Source organism: Winogradskyella sp., assembly GCF_003712105.1.
Lineage (GTDB): Bacteria > Bacteroidota > Bacteroidia > Flavobacteriales > Flavobacteriaceae > Winogradskyella.
Genome location: NZ_RHLG01000009.1, coordinates 19,051 through 38,161, shown reverse-complemented (window position 1 = coordinate 38,161; position 19,111 = coordinate 19,051). Strand labels below are relative to the sequence as shown.

Below are 19,111 nucleotides of genomic sequence, written 5' to 3'. Positions count from 1 at the left end.
GACGGGGCTCACCTCTTACCTTTCCGAACAGAGAAGTTAAGCCCGTTTGCGCCGATGGTACTGCTTACTGTGGAAGAGTAGGTCGCCGCCTTTTTTAAATCCTCAACATAATCGTTGAGGATTTTTTTGTTTTACAATTATTAGAATGTTACGAGGTAGAGTGAAAGTGTTTTACCTCTTACCGAATACACTATTTACTATAGTATTTATACCCCGAAATAATGCTAGAATTGCTAGAATACAGCATAGAACACCAAGAATTAGTAAAGGTATGTAAAGCGATTTTTCTTGATTAGAGAATGCAATATGTAGTAGGGTAGGCCCAATAAACATTAGAAATAGACATGCAATCATAATTTGTATGCCTTTGGTTAAGGTTTTCTTATCTGTTCTCTTTGTCTCTTCCATTTTTAAATTTTTGAATTACTTTTCTAACACTACCGTATCTATTTAAAAGCTCTTGAGCTTCAGTTTCAGAAATGTTCAATTCATCAATAATCATTTTAGTACCTCTATTAACTAACTTATTATTACTAAGTTGCATATCAACCATTTTGTTCCCTTTTATTTTACCTAATCGAATCATACTACTAGTGGTGATCATGTTAAGTACTAATTTTTGTGCTGTACCAGCTTTCATTCTTGAACTTCCAGTTACAAATTCTGGCCCAACTATAACTTCAATTGGGAATTGGGCAGCTAAACTTAATGGACTGTTTTTATTACAGGTAATACATCCAGTAACAATACCTTCATCATTACATTTCATTAATGTACTTACAACATATGGTGTGGTTCCAGATGCTGCAATACCTATTACAATATCATTATTGGAGATATTATGCTTTAAAAGGTCTTTATATCCTTGAGTAAGAGAATCTTCAGCATTTTCTACAGCTTTACGAATAGCGTTATCACCACCAGCAATTAAACCTATAACCAAATCATGGGGAACACCGAATGTTGGTGGGCATTCAGAAGCATCTAAAATACCTAGACGACCACTAGTCCCAGCACCTATATAAAAGAGTCGTCCACCCTTTTGCAGCTTTTCCACTACCTTTTCTATTAATGCTTTTATATGGGGAAGTGCTTTTTCTACAGCAATAGGAACAGTTTTATCTTCATTATTTATATTAGTGATAATCTCATTTATTGACATGTTTTCGAGATTGTCATAATTTGAATCTTTCTCTGTAGTTTTTTCAAAATTCATTTTATAAAAATAGTGAATTTGTGAACGCTTGGATTCGATATTGGAGTAATGTACTTAAATTAATAATTATTGGACTGTATAAACTACTTCATCTACTTCTGACAATCTAAAATAACCAAATGGGAAATTATCAGCATTTGTTTGATTAATACAATTACCTCGAACGGTTGCTGGTTGCGTTTCAAAAGGACCTCCACTATCTTCACTACCTTGCTGCAATAATGTAAACATAAACTGATAGAAACGTTCGGAAATACCATGGTTTCGAATTGTTACTAAATCTCCAGATTCTAAATCTTCTTCAGTATAAAATCCAAAAATTTGATTACCATCAGTAAATCTGTCTTCATAAACTTCTAAAGTAGGAATAACAGGAATATCGCTTATAAATTCAAAAAAGTAAAAATTTTCAATATTTACTGGGTCAGTATAAAATGCTTTAAGTTCTATATCCTCACCAAGAAAACCACCATCATCTCTTTGCTCTACAAAATCTATTGGTACTACCGATTTTAATGTTTCTGTTGCAGTATATAACTCATTGTTGTAGAATACAGATAATACATAGATGCCATCTATAACAGGTATAAAACTTGAGTTTCTATAAATACCTGTTGCACCATCTTCTACAAAATTAAACGTATTACCATTGGTGTCTGAAATTGAAACTAATGCATTATTTGCTGGTTGAGTGCCTTCACTAAAAAATGGAGATGTTAGTGATAGTCTGATGCTCTGTTCGTTGCCTGTAGTGTTTTTAAACCACCTAATGCCAGCATCAATTACTAATCTTGGAGGTGCTTCGTTTAAATCCACTTCAATAACGTCTTCACAATTGTGAAATGTAATTAGTATTATTAATAATGATAGTATTTTTTTCATGTTCTTAAAATTTAAAATTATAAGTAACTGCTGGAACAATACCGAAAATTGCCAATCTGTTTGCCTCGTTACGACCAGTCATTCGATTTTCTCTAAACGTTATACTAGTAGCATTCCTTCTATTGTAAACATTATATAGACTAAAAACCCATTCACCTTTAAATTTCTTAGTGCTATCAGGATTGGGGTTATAATTTAAAGACACATCTAATCTGTGGTAGTCAGTTAGGCGACTTGAGTTTCGAGCTTCAAAAACAGGAATTGTTATACCGTTGAACTGATACTGACCATTAGGAAACGTAGCAGGTATTCCTGTTTGGAAAAGAAAGTTTGAATTCAATGTCCATTTTTTATTTAACTCATAAGACCCTGTTAGTGTAATATCGTGGGTTTTATCCCAAGGTGTATTATACCAATCTCCATTATTTATACCAGTTTCAAAAGGAGTTCTTCCAGGTGTTCTCTGCTCAGATTTAGATAATGTATATGCCAGCCAACCTTTTAAACGCCCTTCATTTTTTCTTAGTAAAATTTCAAGACCATATGCTCTGGCTTCTCCGTTAAGGATTACTTGTTCTATGGCGTCATTTGCAATTAGATCTGCACCGTCTATATAATCGATTCTGTTGTCAATGGTTTTGTAAAAACTTTCAACTTCTAAAGAATATTTGTCATCATTAAAATTCTTGAAATAACCAATTGCAAACTGATCTAGGATTTGAGGTTTTATATATTCGCCACTAGGTGTCCATACATCTAGTGGAGTAGGAGAACTGGTGTTTGATAATAAATGTAAATACTGAGCCATTCTATTATAACTCGCTTTGACAGAAGACGTTTCGTTTAAGCTATAAGCAACAGATGCTCTTGGTTCTAAATTTGTAAATGATTTTAGCACATCACTTCTACTAAACGACTCGGTACCTATTGGTTCTGCCTTTTCATAAACCTGTAATTGCTGATTAAATATTACTGGATTATCATCTTGATATCTATTGATTTCGTCTTGTCCAAGTCTCAAAAAATTACTTACTCTTAATCCATAAGAAAGTGATAGGTTGTCATTAATTTTATGTTCGGCATCAATGTAAGCGGCATTTTCAAAAGCAAACTTATCAATTAGTTTATCAGGGTTTATTCCGGAGTTTTCATTAATGGGAAGAATCTCTCCTGGATTAAACTTATAATAAATACTATTTAGACCATACTCGAGTTTAAATTTGTCATTTAGGTAGTGTTTCAAATCATACTTAAGATTGAAGTTTGTAATTCCTGATTCCCAGTCAAATCCTACAAATTCCAATTCTAAACCGTAGAAATAATCTGAGTAAATAGCGGATAAGTTTGAAAATAGTTTATCCGAAAATAAATGATTCCACCTAAAGTTTAGAACTGTGTTACCATATGTGTTTTCAAACGAATCACTGAGGCTAAATACGTCACGGCCAAAATAACCGGATAGATAAATACTGTTTTTCTCGTTTAATCGATAGCTTAGTTTTGTATTTAAATCGTAGAAATAAGCAATATTGTCTAAATCGAATAATGGTAAAAACAGATGCGCATAACTACTACGACCCCCAAATAAAAAAGAGCCTTTCCCTTTTTTCAGTGGACCTTCGGCTAATAATCGACTTGATACTAAACCAATACCACCATTGAGGTGAAACGTTTCATTATTCCCTTCTTTTTGGTAAATATCTAATACTGAAGATACACGACCACCATATTTAGCAGGAATGCCACCTTTGTAGAGCTTTATGTCTTTTATAGCATCAGGATTAAAAACAGAGAAAAAACCGAATAAATGGGAAGAATTAAATATAGTTGCTTCATCTAGTAAAATTAAATTTTGATCAGCCGAACCACCTCGCACATTAAAACCAGATGAGCCTTCACCAGCATTAGTAACCCCAGGTAATAAGGTAATAGATTTTATAACATCAACTTCACCTAAGACAACAGGCATTTGTTTTATAGTTTTTATAGAAAGGCTATTCACACTCATTTGAGGCTTTCTAATATTCAACTTTTCTACATCTTCGGTAATGACTATTTCATCTAGACTTTCTGCAGATTCTTCAAGGTTAAAGTTTAAACTGATATTTGCTGTTAAATCAACGGTTTCGGTTATAGTCTTATACCCTAAGTAACTTATCTGGATTTCATATTTACCTTCTTGCAGTGTAATAGAATAGAAACCATACTCATTAGTGACCGTGCCTGTTTTTAATTCAGGGATTATAATATTAACACCAATGAGTGTTTCTGTTGTAGATTTATCTGTTATTATTCCGCTTAGTGTGAACTTATTTTGGGCGAAACTATTTGAAAAAGAAAAGAGTATAACAATGCATCCAACAAGGAATATTCTCATTAGCAACGTTTTTTTATAAAAATAAGAAAGCCTCTTTATAAGAGGCTTGTTTTTAACTTAAGTTTAATTGAGTATTGAATTAAACAAATCAATAGGTCTCATAGCATTACTGGCCAAATCATTATTTGGTAAATAATAGCCGTCAATAGCAACTTCTTTACCTTGTATAGTATTTAAAGCCTCAACTATATTAGATGCATTATCATTTAGTTGATGATATACTTCTGTAAACTCTTGTTTTAATTCTTGATTGTTGTCCTGGTTTGCAAGAGCTTCAGCCCAGTATAGTGCTAAATAAAAATGACTACCACGATTGTCTATTTCGTTTACTTTTCGTGATGGTCCTTTTTTATTTTGTAATAACTTTTCAGTAGCATCATCCAAAGTTTCACCAAGAACTCTTGCTTTTTCATTATTGGTAAAATCTGCATAGTGATCTAGTGATACCGCTAGGGCTAAAAACTCGCCTAGAGAGTCCCAGCGTAAATGATTTTCTTGTACAAATTGCTGAACGTGTTTTGGAGCAGAACCACCAGCGCCAGTTTCGAATAATCCACCACCATTCATTAATGGTACTATAGACAACATTTTTGCACTAGTCCCAAGTTCTAAAATAGGGAATAGGTCGGTTAAATAATCTCTCAACACATTTCCAGTTACAGAAATAGTATCTTCTCCAGCTTTAACACGATCTAAAGTAAATTTAGTAGCTTCAACTGGAGATAATATTTTAATATCTAAACCATTAGTATCGTGGTTTGGTAGATACGAATTTACTTTTTTAATAAGTTCGGCATCATGACTTCTATTACTATCTAACCAAAAAACCGCAGGAGTTTGTGTAGCTCTAGCTCTAGTTACGGCAAGCTTTACCCAATCTTGTACTGGTGCATCTTTAACCTGGCACATTCTCCAAATATCTCCAGCTTCAACATTATGAGATGTTAAAACAGTTCCATCTTCTGAAACTACTTCTACTTTTCCATCAGCCGAAAGTTCAAAGGTTTTATCATGAGAGCCATATTCTTCAGCTTTTTGAGCCATTAGGCCTACATTAGGAACTGTACCCATTGTTGTAGGGTCAAAAGCACCGTGTTCTTTACAGAAATCTATAGTTGCAATATATACACCTGAATAACTACTATCTGGTATTATGGCCTTAGTATCTTGAAGCTGACCATCAGCATTCCACATTTTTCCTGAAGTACGAATCATTGCTGGCATCGAAGCATCTATAATTACATCACTAGGAACATGAAGATTAGTAATGCCTTTATCAGAATTTACCATTGCTAAATCTGGTCCGTTTTCTAAAGCCGAAGCAATATCTGCTTTAATTTCAGCACGTTCATTATCTGGTAAATCCTCCAATTTTTCAAGGATATTACCAAAACCATTATTTGGGTCAACACCTATGCTTTCAAAAGTTTCAGAATGTTTCTCGAATAATGATTTAAAATAAGCTCTAACCGCATGACCAAAAATAATTGGATCAGATACCTTCATCATTGTGGCTTTCATATGAAGGGATAATAGTACATCATTTGCTTTAGCATCAGCAACATTTTCTTCTAAAAACGAAATCAATGCTTTTTTGCTCATGTAGGTAGCATCAATAATTTCTCCTTTTTGCAAGGCTAAACCATCCTTAAGTACAGTCTCTTTTCCGTCACTATCAGTATGCACTATTTTAAATGTTGTTGCTTGATCTAATGTTACAGATTGCTCATTATTGGCAAAATCACCAGACGACATTGTTGCCACATGAGTTTTAGAATCTGAAGACCAAGCACCCATACTGTGCGGATTTTTCTTTGCGTAATTTTTAACTGCTTTCGGAGCACGTCTATCTGAGTTACCTTCACGTAATACAGGGTTTACAGCAGAACCTTTTATTTTATCATAACGCTTCTTAATAGCTTTTTCTTCTTTATTTTCAGGCTCTTCAGGATAATCTGGTAATTTATATCCTTTAGCTTGAAGCTCTTCAATAGCATCGGTTAATTGCGGAATTGAAGCACTAATATTTGGGAGTTTGATGACATTGGCTTCAGGTAATTTTACAAGCTCACCAAGTTCTGCAAGCGCATCTGGTACACGTTGATCTTCATTTAAATAATCAGGAAAAGCTGATAGAATTCTTGCTGCAAGAGAAATATTTTTTGTTTCAATATTAATATTTGAAGATCTTGTAAATGCTTTAACTATTGGTAAGAATGAACGCGTTGCTAATGCTGGAGCTTCATCCGTGAGAGTATAAAAAATTGTAGAAGATTTTGTCATTTTTGGTAATAATCTTTTTTGTGTCTGTAAATAGGCTGTTTTTAAGCCGAGCAAATATACGAAATTAAGTGAGTTGATTCTCTCATAATCTCCATGTTAACGAGAAATTATCTTTTAATAACAATGCCTGTAGACTTCAGTAATCCTATTACATTATCTTTTGTGAAAACTGCCTTTTTTAATTTGTTCTTAGACGGATTAATATCAAAGTTATAACAGGTAGAAAGATTAGCGCTTTCTAAGTTGGTATTATCGAATATAGAATTGCTTAAATCACAATTGTTAAATACTACATTTTTGGCCTCTGTATTAGAGAAGTCTACACCAATTAATTTACATGAAGTAAAGTTGGTCTTATCAATTTTCATCTCAATGAAAGTAGAATAATCAAGGATTGCATCTTTAAAAGAAAATGCTCTTAGGAAATCATTCGAATTTTGAAACTGTACACCAACTATTTTACAGCCAATAAATTGTACTTCATTAAATTGAGTATGCATCACATTTACGTTACTGAGATTGCAATCAATGAATTCACATTCTAGAAACACATTGTTTGAAATATCAGAGTTTTCAAAATTGCAATTTATAAAGCGGCAATTGTCGTATTCACCTTTGGGTAGAATAGGAGATATAAATGTTTCGTTCTCAAAAGTTTTACTGTCTATAAACTGAAGATTCATCCAGTAAAGGTAATTTTTAATTAAGATTATTGGCAGTAATTATATTAAAACAAAAAGCCATATCATCCAGTAAAACTGTCTTGACATGGCTTTTTTAGAAGCTTACGTTAACTCACCTATTTAGTTTTCACTAACTCAGCTGATAGGCGTTGCACCTTCATCTTTTTCAGTATAGCTAATTCGGCTTCCACGAAACACGTTCTAACTTTCAATATGTATTGACCTGTTATAATTGTGCTTCTGAGATTTTTTAGTATGCTTATCACCGGTCATCACTTGCGCGACTGCGATGTTTACACATTCTGTTTTTACTGATTACTAGTAATGGTACTTATAACTTTCAAAACCCTATCCATTAATCTAAAAAATAATCGAAATTACCTTTTACCTTAATTTTGTTGCCGCCCTAGCTGCATACACAGCGTCCTGCAACAACCGAAAAAATCTCATTAAACAAAGAACGTTACTTTGTAACAATTTAACACAAATTCAAAACTTAATTCAAAACCAAACTAGGTTTGTTGTTAATTGTTTAGCTAAAGTATATGTTTGATTGAGAATTCCAAATTTTTTAAGTATTTAGATATTCACAATTTATAAACGTGAGTTATTAACAAAAGTTAATAAACCAAAAAAGCCTTGATTTCTCAAGGCTCTAGTATTTTTAGAAAGGATAATTAAAGGTTTATTTTCTAACTTCTTTAATTCTTGCTTTCTTACCGGTAAGTCCTCTAAAGTAGAAGATACGTGCTCTACGAACTTTACCTTTCTTATTAACTTCAATTTTTTGTAACGATGGTAAGTTAACTGGGAAGATACGTTCTACACCAATTGTACCTGACATTTTACGGATAGTAAATGTTTCAGATGTTCCACTTCCTTTACGTTGTAATACTACACCTTTAAAAAACTGAGTACGTGTTTTGTTACCTTCTTTAATTTCGTAATACACTGTAATTGTATCACCAGCACTAAAATCTGGTAAATCTTTTCTTGTTACAAATTCGTCTTGAACATATTTAATTAAAGACTCCATGTTGTTATTTTTAAAAAGTTAATTCAAACCAACATTCACGATTCTCGCCAGAGGTTAATCTAAAATTGGGTGCAAAGATAGTTAAAAAGTGTAAAGTATAAAGTGAAAAGTGAAAAGTTTTTTATCATGATTTTTCGTTTTTTTCACTACTCTTCTAATAAATCTGGTCGTCTTTCTTTTGTTCGCTTATAGGCTTGCTCTTCTCGCCATTTTTCTATTTCTCCAAAGTTACCACTGAATAAGACTTCTGGTACTTTCATGCCATCATACTCACGAGGTCTTGTATAGATTGGTGGCGCTAATAAATTATCCTGAAAACTATCTGTTAGGGCAGAAGTTTCATTGCCTAATACACCAGGTATTAACCTAATTACAGCATCGCACAAAACAGCTGCGCCGAGTTCACCGCCAGATAGTACATAATCACCGATTGAAATTTCTTTAGTTATAAACTTGTCTCTAACACGTTGGTCTACACCTTTATAATGCCCACAAAGAATAATAATATTTTCTTTTAGTGAAACTTGATTTGCGATACTCTGATTAAGACGTTCCCCATCAGGAGTCATGTATATAATCTCATCATAGTTGCGTTTGGCCTGCAAACCGGTAATGCATTTATCAATAGGTTCTATTAGCATTACCATTCCGGCTCCACCACCAAATTGGTAGTCGTCTACAGATTTGTAACTGTCAGTTGTATAATCTCTTAAATTATGAAAATGTACCTCAACCAAATCAGCTTCAATAGCGCGTTTTAAGATAGAGGCCTCAAATGGACTTCTTAATAACTCTGGTAATACGGTAATAATATCTATTCGCATGGTACAAAGATGCGATTAATCTTGGAAATGGGAAATAGGTGTAAGGCTATATCTAATAACTCATAAGTCGCTGTTTCTATATACTTTGGTTATTTTAATTCTTTTCTGCTTGAATATAGAAATGCGTATCGGGTTCAGATGTTTGCGCTTTTATGAACGTAACGTAAAAGAACTCTAAATCATTATCATATAATCCATCATAAGGTTGAGATTCCATTATCATATCGCCCCAGCCAAAACGATTTATTGAATTGTTATTATTATCTATTATAGTCGCAGATTCGATATCAAATCCATATTTAGGACTTTGTTCAGAGAATACAACTCTCGATATTTCAATTTCCTGATCGCCATCAATTGTAATTATAGTATTGTCTCCATTTCTTGATACCGTGAGATTACCATTTATGTCTTGTCTATCGCTCCAATTGGTACCGCTATAAAACCATCCTGTATAAGTATAATCTCCAATTGATTCTTGAATGAGGTTTGGAGTGGATTCATCTTCACTACTACTGCATGCGCATAGAACTACGGTAGAAAATAATAAGATTAATAATCTAAAAGTTTTCATTATGTCAGGGTATTAATACTTTAATTAAGTTAACTTCCATAACGAATTTAGTAGAAATATACGATAATGTCAAGTAAGGTGTTTTAAGTATTTGTCCAAAAGAAATGTAAATCCGTATCTTTTTCAAAACCTAGTCGCTGGTATAGATCCTGTGCCGGATTATCATATGCAGTTTGTATGGCTATGCCCTTTTGTTGGTTCGCAATTGCAGTTTTTTTTGCCTCGTTTATAAGTGCTTCGCCAATACCTTTGCCACGATTATCTGCATGTACATACAAATCATTAAGTAAGTACATAGGTCTCATAGATACTGAGGAAAACAAATGATATAATTGCATAAAACCTACAGGTTTTTCATCTATGTAAGCAATAAATATGATAGAATCATTTTTCTGCAAACGTTCGTTTAAAAATCCTTTTGCACCTTCTATATCACTACTTTGCTTATAAAATTGACGGTAGCCATCAAAAAGAGGTGCTAAATCGTTAAGATGATTTATTGTGGCTTGATGTGTTGTCATAAAAAAATCCGTAAAAGATTAAAATTACGGATTAGATTTTAAAAGCTAAAATATAAGTATTAAGCTTTATTCTTATTTATTTCATCTTGCAATTGACGTCTCACTTTTTGTTCACGTTCAAGTGCTACACGTCTGTGTTCTTCATATTCTATTTCCACTTCTTCAAGTTTGCGTTTTGCATCTTTCGTTGCTGAGTTACTACTATTAAAACGATATATAAATAGCAAAGTCAATGCAAGTAACCCACCAATAATACTCCATAATAGCAGGTTATAACTAGTTTTACTCATTTGCATCCCAAATAGAGAGATGTTGTCTTTCTCAGCATTTGTTGTATTAAGTTGAGTTTGAGTGCTTGCAAGGTTAGTTTTTAATTTCTCTATTTCTTCTTGCTGATTAGCAACAGTTTTTTCGGTCTCATTAAGTTTGGTATGTGTACTTTCAAGAGAGTCTAGAGTATTGGCCTTTAATTTTAAGAGATCTAAATATTTAACGGCTTCATATTTTTGACCATTTGTACCTTTAAAATTCCCCGATTTTCTAAAGACGTATTCAAATTGACTGTCAATTGTTCCTTGATCAAGAGATAGGTTCTCTGAAGGCTGTTGCTGGTTTTGTGCTGTTATTGAAAGGGAGATTACCAATGTTAGGTAGAACAACACTTGGTTAAGGTTTCTCATTTTTTATTTTGGTTAAGTTTAGTGATGTCTAAGATACTAATTTTAATGGGTAAACATCTTATTTTATTAAACAAATAGCCTTACAATCTGTAAGGCTATCCATATACGTTTAAAACAATTATTTGGATTACAATTATTAATAATAAGTAAAGCGTCTTACTTTAGATATATATTTTGCCAATCTTATGACTTGATGGCTATAACCATATTCGTTGTCATACCATATATACAATATGGCATTTTTACCATCAGCTCTTACTATAGTGGCTTTACTATCGTAAATTGATGGTGCTGAGCTTCCTACGATATCACTAGAAACTAGCTCATCACTCATTTCATATTTTATTTGTTCTACTAAATCACCTTCAAGCGCATATTTTTTCATTATAGAATTCATGCTCTTAGCTGAAGTTTTGCGATCTAATTCGAGATTTAATATGGCTAAAGAACCGTTAGGAACGGGAACTCTGATAGCATTAGAAGTTAACTTTCCTTCTAATGACGGCAAAGCTTTACTTACTGCTTTTCCTGCACCAGTTTCGGTAATTACCATATTAAGTCCAGCTGCACGACCTCTTCTGTACTTTTTATGAAAATTATCTACTAAGTTTTGGTCATTAGTGTAAGCATGAATGGTTTCTAAATGCCCTGATTTAACTCCATAAGAGTCTTCAATAGCTTTTAATACCGGTGTAATAGCATTGGTTGTACACGAAGCTGCGGAGAAAATTTTAATTTTATCAGGATCGTTTTCTAAGTGATTTACACCATGTACAATATTTGGTATACCTTTTCCTGGCGCGGTCAATAACACTTTGTCTGTTCCCTTAGCTTTTAAGTGTCTACTTAAAGCTTCTTTATCTCTAAAAGCACCAGTATTGTCAATAATTAAGGCATTGTTAATGCCATATTTTGTGTAGTCTATATCTTCAGGTGCGTTAGCCGAAATCATGTTAACCGTTGTGCCATTAATGATTAACGCTTCATTCTTAACATCTATAGCTACAGTACCAGAAAAATCACCATGAACCGAATCGAACTTAAGTAAAGATGCACGTTTATCTAAAACGGTTGCATCAATATTGCCTCTTGTAACAATAGCTCTAAGACGCAATTGACTTCCTTTACCAGTTTTTGTCATTAATTCTCTGGCTACTAAACGACCAATACGACCAAAACCATAAAGGACGACGTCTTTTGGCTCAATATTAGTGGTCTCTTCTGCACCTCTAAGTTTATTAGCTACAAAACCTAAAGCATTACTAAATTTTTCATCTTCAAGATGATATTCATAAGTCAATTTACCAATATCAAGCTTAGATGGAGGCAAATCTAATTGCTTTATAGCTTTTGCTATTTCTACTGAATCAAAAATTGAGATGGGCTTCTGAACAAATTCTCCAGCATACTCATGTAAGTTGATGATATCACTTACAGTTCTATCAATCAATGAGTTTCTAAAGATGACAAGTTCAATAGATTTATCATACCATAAATCGTTTAAAATTTTAATAAACTCGACAGTAGCTCGGCGTCTGTCTGCTTGAAAAGCGAGTTCCTTTTCGTAAGTCTCGTTAAAAGGCATTTTGTTGTGTTTTTGTTTTACCCTGAAAGCGTAAAATTGCTTTCTAAATTTTCGGCAAAAGTAATATATTTCAAACGTTTTCGTAGCACATTTTAATAAAAAATAAAACCCTCTAAATTTTTACTATTTAGAGGGTTTACTATTAGGTGTTATTTATGCTAATTTCGGAAGATTATTTCACGTTTGTTTAAGCGTCCATCCAGGAATTCCAATTTTTTTAAATAATCACTGAAGTCATCACCAAACTTTTCTTTAAGTGTATTAATATCATCTACTGATTCAATTTTTTTATCATTTATAGCAGTGATAACATATCCTACTCTTAAACCAACATCCTCGTAAAAGTATTTGCTAGAATTTTCTCTAATTACGACTCCGCCATCAGAGAGTTGCTCAGAAAATTCCTCTTTTATATCTCGTGGGATATTTGAAAATCGCATACCCATAAACTCAACAAATAAATCTTTTTTCTTTGTTAATGTAACCGGTATTGTTTTTAAAGTATTACCTCTTAGAACTTCAACATTAACGATATCTTTCGGACTTTTGGTTTTGAGGTAACCGGTTAGTTCCGAAAATTTTGAGATTTCGATATCGTCAAGACGTTTTATAATATCTCCTGATTGTAAACCGGCAGTGTATGCTCCAGATTTTTTTTCAACTTCACTTATGTATACACCTTCAATTTCGTCAACTCCTAATTCTTTTGCCTCATCAGATTCTCTATTCAGGGCAGAAATCCCAAGAATAACTTCTTGTACATCGCCAAATTCCATAATGTCCTCAACAATTTTACGAGCAATATTACTAGGAACAGCAAATGAATAGCCTACGTATGAGCCTGTCTGCGATGTGATTGCGGTATTAATTCCTACCAAATCTCCATTAATATTTACTAAAGCACCACCTGAATTCCCAGGATTTACAGCTGCATCAGTTTGAATAAAAGATTGACCACCAGACAAATCTCTAGATTTAGCACTTATAATTCCAGCAGTCACAGTCGATGTTAAATTAAAAGGATTACCAACGGCTAAAACCCATTCTCCAATTTGTGTCGCATCAGAATCTCCAAAAGCTATAAATGGTAAACTATTTTCAGCATCAATTTTAAGTAGTGCGATATCATTTTTTACATCTGTACCAACCAGGTCAGCCATGTAAGTTCTATTGTCATTTAGCGTAATAGATATCTCTCTAGCACCTTTTATAACATGATTATTAGTTATGATATGACCATCTGGTGAAATTATTACTCCAGATCCTGCACCTGCTAATTGTTTTCTTTCAGTTTGTCTACCGCTAAATAAATCATTCCAAGATTGAGGTGCACGAGTAATTTGAGTATTTTTCACGTGTACAACGGCATCTATCGTCTTATTTGCGGCTGTAATCAAATCTGGGCGTTCTACAGTATTTAAAACCGCATTTGTTGTGGAAGTCGGTACATAAACAGGTAGTTTATTTTCAGACACTTCTTGAACAACTTGTGGCTGCTCTTCTTCAATAAATAGTTTATAACCACCAAGTGTTAGAATGCCTCCCAAAGCGGAAACGCATACTAATGTTAAAATCTTCTTCATATTCTTCAGTTTTAGGTTTAAAAATCTAACGATTAAAATTATTGATTTATTGAAATCTAAATTGAACTTTAACTACGATTTAACACCACAGTTTAAGGTCTTTTATTGTTATATTTGCCTGTAATTATGACACTAGATTTTTACAAATATCAAGGTACAGGAAATGACTTCATTATTATAGATAATAGGTCTCTATTATTTGATAAAACTAACATCAATAACATTGCCAATTTATGTGACCGCCGATTTGGCATAGGAGCAGATGGTTTAATACTGCTTGAAAACCATCCTGATGTAGATTTTAAAATGGTATACTTCAATGCCGATGGCAAACAAAGTAGCATGTGTGGTAATGGCGGTAGATGTATTTCAGCCTTTGCTAGTTTTCTAGGTATTATAGATAATGAAGCTACGTTTGAAGCTATTGATGGATTGCATAAGGCTAAGATTGATAATGGTATTGTTAGTTTACAAATGAATGATGTTGATGCCATCCAATCTTTTGAAAACCATACATTCCTAGACACTGGTTCGCCTCACCATGTTGAGCTTGTAGAAAATTTAAAGGCATTAGATGTAAAACTCAAAGGTCGCGAAATTAGATATGGTGAACCTTATAATGCCGCCGGAGCTAATGTTAACTTCGTGTCTGCAGTTGACGATTCTACATTCGCTGTTAGAACATACGAGCGTGGTGTAGAAGATGAGACATTGTCTTGTGGTACAGGAGTTACAGCAGTTGCAATTGCTATGCATAAAACCGGCAAAACCAAATCTCAAAATATTACATTAGATACTGAAGGTGGTCCACTAAAAATTACCTTTAAAGCTAATACAGATGGTACTTACAGTGATGTTTGGCTTATTGGGCCAGCAGTTCAAGTTTTTAAAGGTGAAATCCCATGTTAACGCTCAAAGGAGAACATATTTATTTGCGTGCACTAGAACCTGAAGATTTAGACTTTATCTATACTGTTGAAAATGATGAATCTATCTGGGAGTTAGGTCATACACAGACACCATATTCTCGTTTTCTAATTAAGCAATATCTTGAAAATGCACACAAAGATATTTTTGAAGTTAAACAATTAAGACTAGTGATTTCAAGTTATAAAGATGAGCTCATAGGCCTTATCGATATTTTTGATTTCGATTTTAAAAATAAGCGCGCAGGTATCGGAATTGTGATTACTGACGAAACAAAAAGACGCAGCGGTTACGCCAAAGAAGCTTTAAAGTTGCTAACAAATTATTGTTTCACGACGTTGCATTTACATCAATTGTATTGCAATATATCAGAAGATAATGTGCCTAGCTTAAAGCTTTTTGAAGGCGCTGGTTTTAAAAAAATTGGATTAAAGCAAGAATGGAATTACACATCTGAAGGGTTTCAGAACGAATTTCTTCTTCAGTTGATTAAACGTTAATTATGTATATAAAAAAGATTCTCTGGGCAGTTGCCTTAATAGGCTTAGTGATTTTTGGAGTTATTGCCTATTATATTTATGGTGCTATGTTTAGCCCAAACACTAATTTTGAGGAAGATACTAAGTATATTTTCATTTCCAGTGATGATGATTACTTCACCTTACGCCAAAAACTTATTCCGTTGCTAAATGATATGGACAGCTTTGATGCCCTTGCCAAACAAAAAGAATACAGTTCTAATGTTAAACCTGGAAAGTATATTATTAGAAAGGGCATGAATAACAATGAGATTATCAATTCTATTAGAAGTGGAAATATTGCCGTTAAAGTTTCTTTTAATAATCAAAATTCGTTAGAAGATTTAGCAGGTAGAATTTCACGTCAAATTGAAGCTGATAGTTTAGGTTTGTTAAAGGCCATGAAGGATTCAACATTTCTGGTAAAACATAATTTTAAGGCCGAAACAGCTTTAGGAATGTATCTACCAAATAGTTACCAATTGTTTTGGAATACTACGCCTGAAGGGTTTGTAAAACGAATGAAAAGAGAGTACGATAACTTCTGGAATGTAGACCGAAGCTCAAAAGCAGAAGCTCTAAATTTTACTAAGGCTGAAGTTATGGCGCTTGCGTCTATAGTTTATGAAGAGTCAAAGCAAAAAACTGAACAACCTCGAGTAGCAGGAGTTTATATTAATCGCTTAAAAATAAGAATGCCTTTACAAGCTGATCCTACTCTAAAATTTGCAGCTTATAAATTGCCTGAGTATGAAAACACAATAATAAGACGTGTTTTAAACATTCATAAAGAAATAGACTCACCTTACAATACTTATAAGTATGCTGGTTTACCTCCAGGCTTAATTGCGATGCCAGATTTATCAGCAATTGATGCTGTTTTAAATTATGAAAAGCATGATTACTTATATTTTGCAGTAGATGCTCAAAGACCAGGGTTTCATCGTTTTGCAAAGTCTTTAAGTCAACATAACGCCAATGCTAGGAAATACCATAAATATTTGGATGAAAAAGGTATTCGCAAATAGTTTTAAAACATTTGTCTGTATTGTTTTTTTATCATTTACCATAATAGGTATTGCTCAGTCATCTTCCGGGATTAATAATTTTTTAAAACCTAGTGATACTTTAAACAAGAGCAGAAGAAATGCAATAGTTATTTCTCAAGCTTCTGCAGGTGTATTGACTCTTATTGCATTGGATCAATTGTGGTATGCCGATTTTGAGCGTACAAAATTCCGAACTACAAATGATAATAACCAATGGCTTCAAATGGATAAATTGGGACATGTATATGCTGCATACCAATTTGGTAGGTTAGGAGCTGATACGTTTAAATGGGCTGGTGTCTCTAAAAAAGACCAACTTATTTATGGAGCTACACTAGGATTTTCGTTTTTAACGGCTGTTGAGGTATTTGATGGGTTTTCACAAGAATGGGGGTTTTCTTGGGGCGATATGATTGCTAATGCTACTGGTACCGGCTTATATGTCGGTCAAGAACTGCTTTGGGATGAACAACGCATAGCTTTAAAATATTCATTTAATAGAACAGAGTTTGCACCTTTAAACCCAGATAAACTGGGAAATGGTTTTGCAGAAGAATTTCTTAAGGATTATAATGGACAAACCTATTGGTTGAGTTTTAATTTAAATTCATTTTTTAAATCTGATTGTATTCCTAACTGGTTAAACTTTGCTGTAGGTTATGGTGCAAATGGTATGCTTACTGGAAGTAATGACGATTTAAACTTTCCTAATCAGGATAGATACCGTCAATTCTACTTAAGTTTTGATATTGATTTGACCCGGATAAAGACCAACTCTGGAGTGCTAAAAACCCTATTTAGCATTTTTAACACCATAAAAGTACCAATGCCTACCTTGGAGTTTAACGGAAAAAATGGTGTAAAAGCCCATTATATTTACTTTTAATCGAGTTTAAGTAACTGACTTTCAAGAGTTATATTTTTTGGTTATCTTTGCAGCGAATTTTGAAAGGTCTGTATTTTACATACGACCATAATTAAAATTTGTTGTCATGTACAAGAAAATAGTATCTAACGTAATTGGTCCTTTTGCAGTTTGTTTTTTAATTGCATTAGCATTATATCCTACTACTATTATTAATCCTGAGCAGTATTCTACTGATGGGCTTGAATTAGATTTTGACACCCCTAAGAATATTGCTAAAGTAGAGAAAAAGGATACGACGGAAACTGAATCTGTTTTTACACCAGATTTAGGTACATCTTTTGAAGCCTTTAAAGAAGCATTAGCATTTAAAGAATCTCAAGGAAACTACTTTACAGTTAATACCTTTGGTTATATGGGTAAATACCAGTTTGGTAAAGAAACCCTTAAAATGATTGGTATATATAATCCAAATCAATTTTTAAATACTCCAGAGTTACAGGAAAAAGCATTTATTGCTTATACTAAGCGTAACAAATGGATATTAAGAAGAGATATAGAACGTTTTACAGGTAAAACAATAAGTGGTGTAGAGATTACTGAATCAGGAATTTTAGCGGCAGCTCATCTTGCTGGTGCTGGTAGTGTAAAAAAGTTTTTAAGAAGCTACGGTTCTAATAACTTTGCCGATGGTTACGGTTCTACTGTAAGATACTACATGAAGCGTTTTGCAGGTTACGATACGTCGTTTATAGAGCCAGATAAACGCGCTAAGGTTAGCATTTAATCTTTCTGAATTATAAATATTGCGGGACGTTTGTGAAGGTCTTCACTGGTGTTGTGTTTCCAATCTTTTGCTGATAATGTTTTAATATATTCTGTTGGTAAAGTAAGGTCGCATGCCACACAGATTCTCGTATTTTGATGTAAAGTTGATATCAAATCCTTTAGCATTTGATTATTTCTGTATGGCGTTTCAATAAATATTTGCGATTGGTTTAGCTCAAAAGACCGTTTTTCTAGCTGCTTTATTTTTTGTTTACGCTCTTGCTTATCGATAGGCAAATAACCGTTAAATGCAAAGCTTTGCCCGTTCATGCCAGAACTCATCAAGGCTAGAATTATTGATGAAGGTCCAACTAAAGGAATAACTTTTATATTTCTTTCATGGGCTAATCTTACGATATCTGCACCAGGATCTGCTATTGCAGGACAACCAGCTTCCGAAATAATACCCATAGAGTTGCCATTAACACATGGCTCTAAAAACGTACCGAGTTCTGTAGCTTGTGTAAATTTATTAAGCACTTTTAGCTTTAGGTTGGGTTGTGATTTGCTTGGTACCACGCGCTTAATAAAACGTCGTGCTGTTTTCTCATTTTCAACAATATAATGATCCAATTGCTCAATCACTTTCTTTATTGATAGTGGTAAGACTTCTAAAGGTGGATTATCACCAAGTCGAGTAGGTATTAGGTAGAGTTTGCCTTTGGTTTCCATACTCAAAT

At 33.4% G+C, this 19,111-nt stretch carries 19 protein-coding genes and 1 rRNA gene; 6 read left to right on the top strand and 14 right to left on the bottom strand.

Going from position 1 to position 19,111, the window contains the following annotated elements; all coding sequences use genetic code 11:
• Nucleotides 1-94: ribosomal RNA gene (gene rrf, locus ED556_RS14590) — 5S ribosomal RNA — on the top strand; the annotation flags it as partial.
• A 77-nt stretch (nt 95-171) separates the two neighbouring features.
• On the opposite strand, the gene ED556_RS14585 is transcribed toward rrf, so the two are convergent.
• The 13 genes from ED556_RS14585 to ED556_RS14525 all read right to left on the bottom strand — a co-directional run bounded on the left by ED556_RS14585 (nt 172) and on the right by ED556_RS14525 (nt 14,244).
• Complete coding sequence (locus ED556_RS14585) at nt 172-354, bottom strand: DUF6095 family protein (RefSeq protein WP_296325571.1); 183 nt, start codon at nt 352-354, stop codon at nt 172-174.
• 28 nt (nt 355-382) lie between these two features.
• Complete coding sequence (gene murQ, locus ED556_RS14580; RefSeq protein WP_296325565.1) at nt 383-1,216, bottom strand: N-acetylmuramic acid 6-phosphate etherase; 834 nt, start codon at nt 1,214-1,216, stop codon at nt 383-385.
• A gap of 66 nt (nt 1,217-1,282) precedes the next feature.
• Nucleotides 1,283-2,098, bottom strand: coding sequence for a DUF4249 domain-containing protein (locus ED556_RS14575; RefSeq protein ID WP_296325562.1), 816 nt, complete (start codon nt 2,096-2,098; stop codon nt 1,283-1,285).
• Between the two features lie 4 nt (nt 2,099-2,102).
• Entirely contained in the window at nt 2,103-4,475 is a 2,373-nt protein-coding gene (locus tag ED556_RS14570) for a TonB-dependent receptor (protein WP_296325559.1), read from the bottom strand.
• Between the two features lie 63 nt (nt 4,476-4,538).
• Nucleotides 4,539-6,758 (bottom strand): NADP-dependent isocitrate dehydrogenase, encoded by a 2,220-nt coding sequence (locus ED556_RS14565; RefSeq protein ID WP_296325557.1) that lies wholly within the window; start codon nt 6,756-6,758, stop codon nt 4,539-4,541.
• 107 nt (nt 6,759-6,865) lie between these two features.
• On the bottom strand, nt 6,866-7,441 hold the full coding sequence (locus ED556_RS14560) for a pentapeptide repeat-containing protein (protein ID WP_296325553.1): 576 nt from the start codon (nt 7,439-7,441) through the stop codon (nt 6,866-6,868).
• A gap of 685 nt (nt 7,442-8,126) precedes the next feature.
• Nucleotides 8,127-8,477 (bottom strand): 50S ribosomal protein L19, encoded by a 351-nt coding sequence (gene rplS, locus ED556_RS14555; protein WP_296325548.1) that lies wholly within the window; start codon nt 8,475-8,477, stop codon nt 8,127-8,129.
• Between the two features lie 146 nt (nt 8,478-8,623).
• Nucleotides 8,624-9,301 carry a tRNA (guanosine(37)-N1)-methyltransferase TrmD gene (gene trmD, locus ED556_RS14550; RefSeq protein WP_296325544.1) on the bottom strand — a complete coding sequence of 226 codons (678 nt, stop codon included), beginning with the start codon at nt 9,299-9,301 and terminating at the stop codon, nt 8,624-8,626.
• A gap of 94 nt (nt 9,302-9,395) precedes the next feature.
• Nucleotides 9,396-9,875, bottom strand: a complete 480-nt coding sequence (locus ED556_RS14545; protein WP_296325541.1) for a hypothetical protein — start codon at nt 9,873-9,875, stop codon at nt 9,396-9,398.
• A gap of 83 nt (nt 9,876-9,958) precedes the next feature.
• Entirely contained in the window at nt 9,959-10,396 is a 438-nt protein-coding gene (locus ED556_RS14540) for a GNAT family N-acetyltransferase (RefSeq protein WP_296325539.1), read from the bottom strand.
• 59 nt (nt 10,397-10,455) lie between these two features.
• Entirely contained in the window at nt 10,456-11,076 is a 621-nt protein-coding gene (locus ED556_RS14535) for a tRNA (guanine-N1)-methyltransferase (RefSeq protein ID WP_296325536.1), read from the bottom strand.
• A 136-nt stretch (nt 11,077-11,212) separates the two neighbouring features.
• Nucleotides 11,213-12,661 (bottom strand): glyceraldehyde-3-phosphate dehydrogenase, encoded by a 1,449-nt coding sequence (locus ED556_RS14530; RefSeq protein ID WP_296325532.1) that lies wholly within the window; start codon nt 12,659-12,661, stop codon nt 11,213-11,215.
• Between the two features lie 158 nt (nt 12,662-12,819).
• A complete protein-coding gene (locus ED556_RS14525) occupies nt 12,820-14,244 on the bottom strand; it encodes a trypsin-like peptidase domain-containing protein (protein ID WP_296325530.1) in 1,425 nt (474 codons plus the stop codon).
• Nucleotides 14,245-14,370: 126 nt separating this feature from the next.
• On the opposite strand from ED556_RS14525, the gene dapF reads away from it, so the two are divergent.
• From dapF to ED556_RS14500, 5 genes are all read left to right on the top strand, one after another.
• Complete coding sequence (gene dapF, locus ED556_RS14520; RefSeq protein ID WP_296325527.1) at nt 14,371-15,153, top strand: diaminopimelate epimerase; 783 nt, start codon at nt 14,371-14,373, stop codon at nt 15,151-15,153.
• Nucleotides 15,147-15,671 carry a GNAT family N-acetyltransferase gene (locus ED556_RS14515; RefSeq protein ID WP_296325524.1) on the top strand — a complete coding sequence of 175 codons (525 nt, stop codon included), beginning with the start codon at nt 15,147-15,149 and terminating at the stop codon, nt 15,669-15,671. The genes dapF and ED556_RS14515 overlap by 7 nt, the downstream gene beginning before the upstream one ends.
• A gap of 2 nt (nt 15,672-15,673) precedes the next feature.
• Nucleotides 15,674-16,717 carry an endolytic transglycosylase MltG gene (gene mltG / locus ED556_RS14510; RefSeq protein WP_296325522.1) on the top strand — a complete coding sequence of 348 codons (1,044 nt, stop codon included), beginning with the start codon at nt 15,674-15,676 and terminating at the stop codon, nt 16,715-16,717.
• The gene (locus ED556_RS14505) at nt 16,695-17,624 is read left to right on the top strand and encodes a DUF2279 domain-containing protein (protein ID WP_296325519.1); all 930 of its coding nucleotides are present in this window, start codon (nt 16,695-16,697) and stop codon (nt 17,622-17,624) included. The genes mltG and ED556_RS14505 overlap by 23 nt, the downstream gene beginning before the upstream one ends.
• Nucleotides 17,625-17,730: 106 nt before the next feature.
• Complete coding sequence (locus ED556_RS14500; RefSeq protein ID WP_296325517.1) at nt 17,731-18,390, top strand: peptidoglycan-binding protein LysM; 660 nt, start codon at nt 17,731-17,733, stop codon at nt 18,388-18,390.
• Here the strand turns inward: ED556_RS14500 and ED556_RS14495 are convergent.
• Complete coding sequence (locus ED556_RS14495; protein ID WP_296325515.1) at nt 18,387-19,103, bottom strand: SAM-dependent methyltransferase; 717 nt, start codon at nt 19,101-19,103, stop codon at nt 18,387-18,389. The genes ED556_RS14500 and ED556_RS14495 overlap by 4 nt on opposite strands.
• Nucleotides 19,104-19,111: the final 8 nt, after the last annotated feature.

Bases quoted from the DNA above. Each gene is read 5' to 3' on its own strand.
- ED556_RS14585 (WP_296325571.1), bottom strand. From the start codon at position 354: ATGATTGCATGTCTATTTCTAATGTTTATTGGGCCTACCCTACTACAT.
- murQ (WP_296325565.1), bottom strand. From the start codon at position 1,216: ATGAATTTTGAAAAAACTACAGAGAAAGATTCAAATTATGACAATCTC.
- ED556_RS14575 (WP_296325562.1), bottom strand. From the start codon at position 2,098: ATGAAAAAAATACTATCATTATTAATAATACTAATTACATTTCACAAT.
- ED556_RS14570 (WP_296325559.1), bottom strand. From the start codon at position 4,475: ATGAGAATATTCCTTGTTGGATGCATTGTTATACTCTTTTCTTTTTCA.
- ED556_RS14565 (WP_296325557.1), bottom strand. From the start codon at position 6,758: ATGACAAAATCTTCTACAATTTTTTATACTCTCACGGATGAAGCTCCA.
- ED556_RS14560 (WP_296325553.1), bottom strand. From the start codon at position 7,441: ATGAATCTTCAGTTTATAGACAGTAAAACTTTTGAGAACGAAACATTT.
- rplS (WP_296325548.1), bottom strand. From the start codon at position 8,477: ATGGAGTCTTTAATTAAATATGTTCAAGACGAATTTGTAACAAGAAAA.
- trmD (WP_296325544.1), bottom strand. From the start codon at position 9,301: ATGCGAATAGATATTATTACCGTATTACCAGAGTTATTAAGAAGTCCA.
- ED556_RS14545 (WP_296325541.1), bottom strand. From the start codon at position 9,875: ATGAAAACTTTTAGATTATTAATCTTATTATTTTCTACCGTAGTTCTA.
- ED556_RS14540 (WP_296325539.1), bottom strand. From the start codon at position 10,396: ATGACAACACATCAAGCCACAATAAATCATCTTAACGATTTAGCACCT.
- ED556_RS14535 (WP_296325536.1), bottom strand. From the start codon at position 11,076: ATGAGAAACCTTAACCAAGTGTTGTTCTACCTAACATTGGTAATCTCC.
- ED556_RS14530 (WP_296325532.1), bottom strand. From the start codon at position 12,661: ATGCCTTTTAACGAGACTTACGAAAAGGAACTCGCTTTTCAAGCAGAC.
- ED556_RS14525 (WP_296325530.1), bottom strand. From the start codon at position 14,244: ATGAAGAAGATTTTAACATTAGTATGCGTTTCCGCTTTGGGAGGCATT.
- dapF (WP_296325527.1), top strand. From the start codon at position 14,371: ATGACACTAGATTTTTACAAATATCAAGGTACAGGAAATGACTTCATT.
- ED556_RS14515 (WP_296325524.1), top strand. From the start codon at position 15,147: ATGTTAACGCTCAAAGGAGAACATATTTATTTGCGTGCACTAGAACCT.
- mltG (WP_296325522.1), top strand. From the start codon at position 15,674: ATGTATATAAAAAAGATTCTCTGGGCAGTTGCCTTAATAGGCTTAGTG.
- ED556_RS14505 (WP_296325519.1), top strand. From the start codon at position 16,695: ATGAAAAAGGTATTCGCAAATAGTTTTAAAACATTTGTCTGTATTGTT.
- ED556_RS14500 (WP_296325517.1), top strand. From the start codon at position 17,731: ATGTACAAGAAAATAGTATCTAACGTAATTGGTCCTTTTGCAGTTTGT.
- ED556_RS14495 (WP_296325515.1), bottom strand. From the start codon at position 19,103: ATGGAAACCAAAGGCAAACTCTACCTAATACCTACTCGACTTGGTGAT.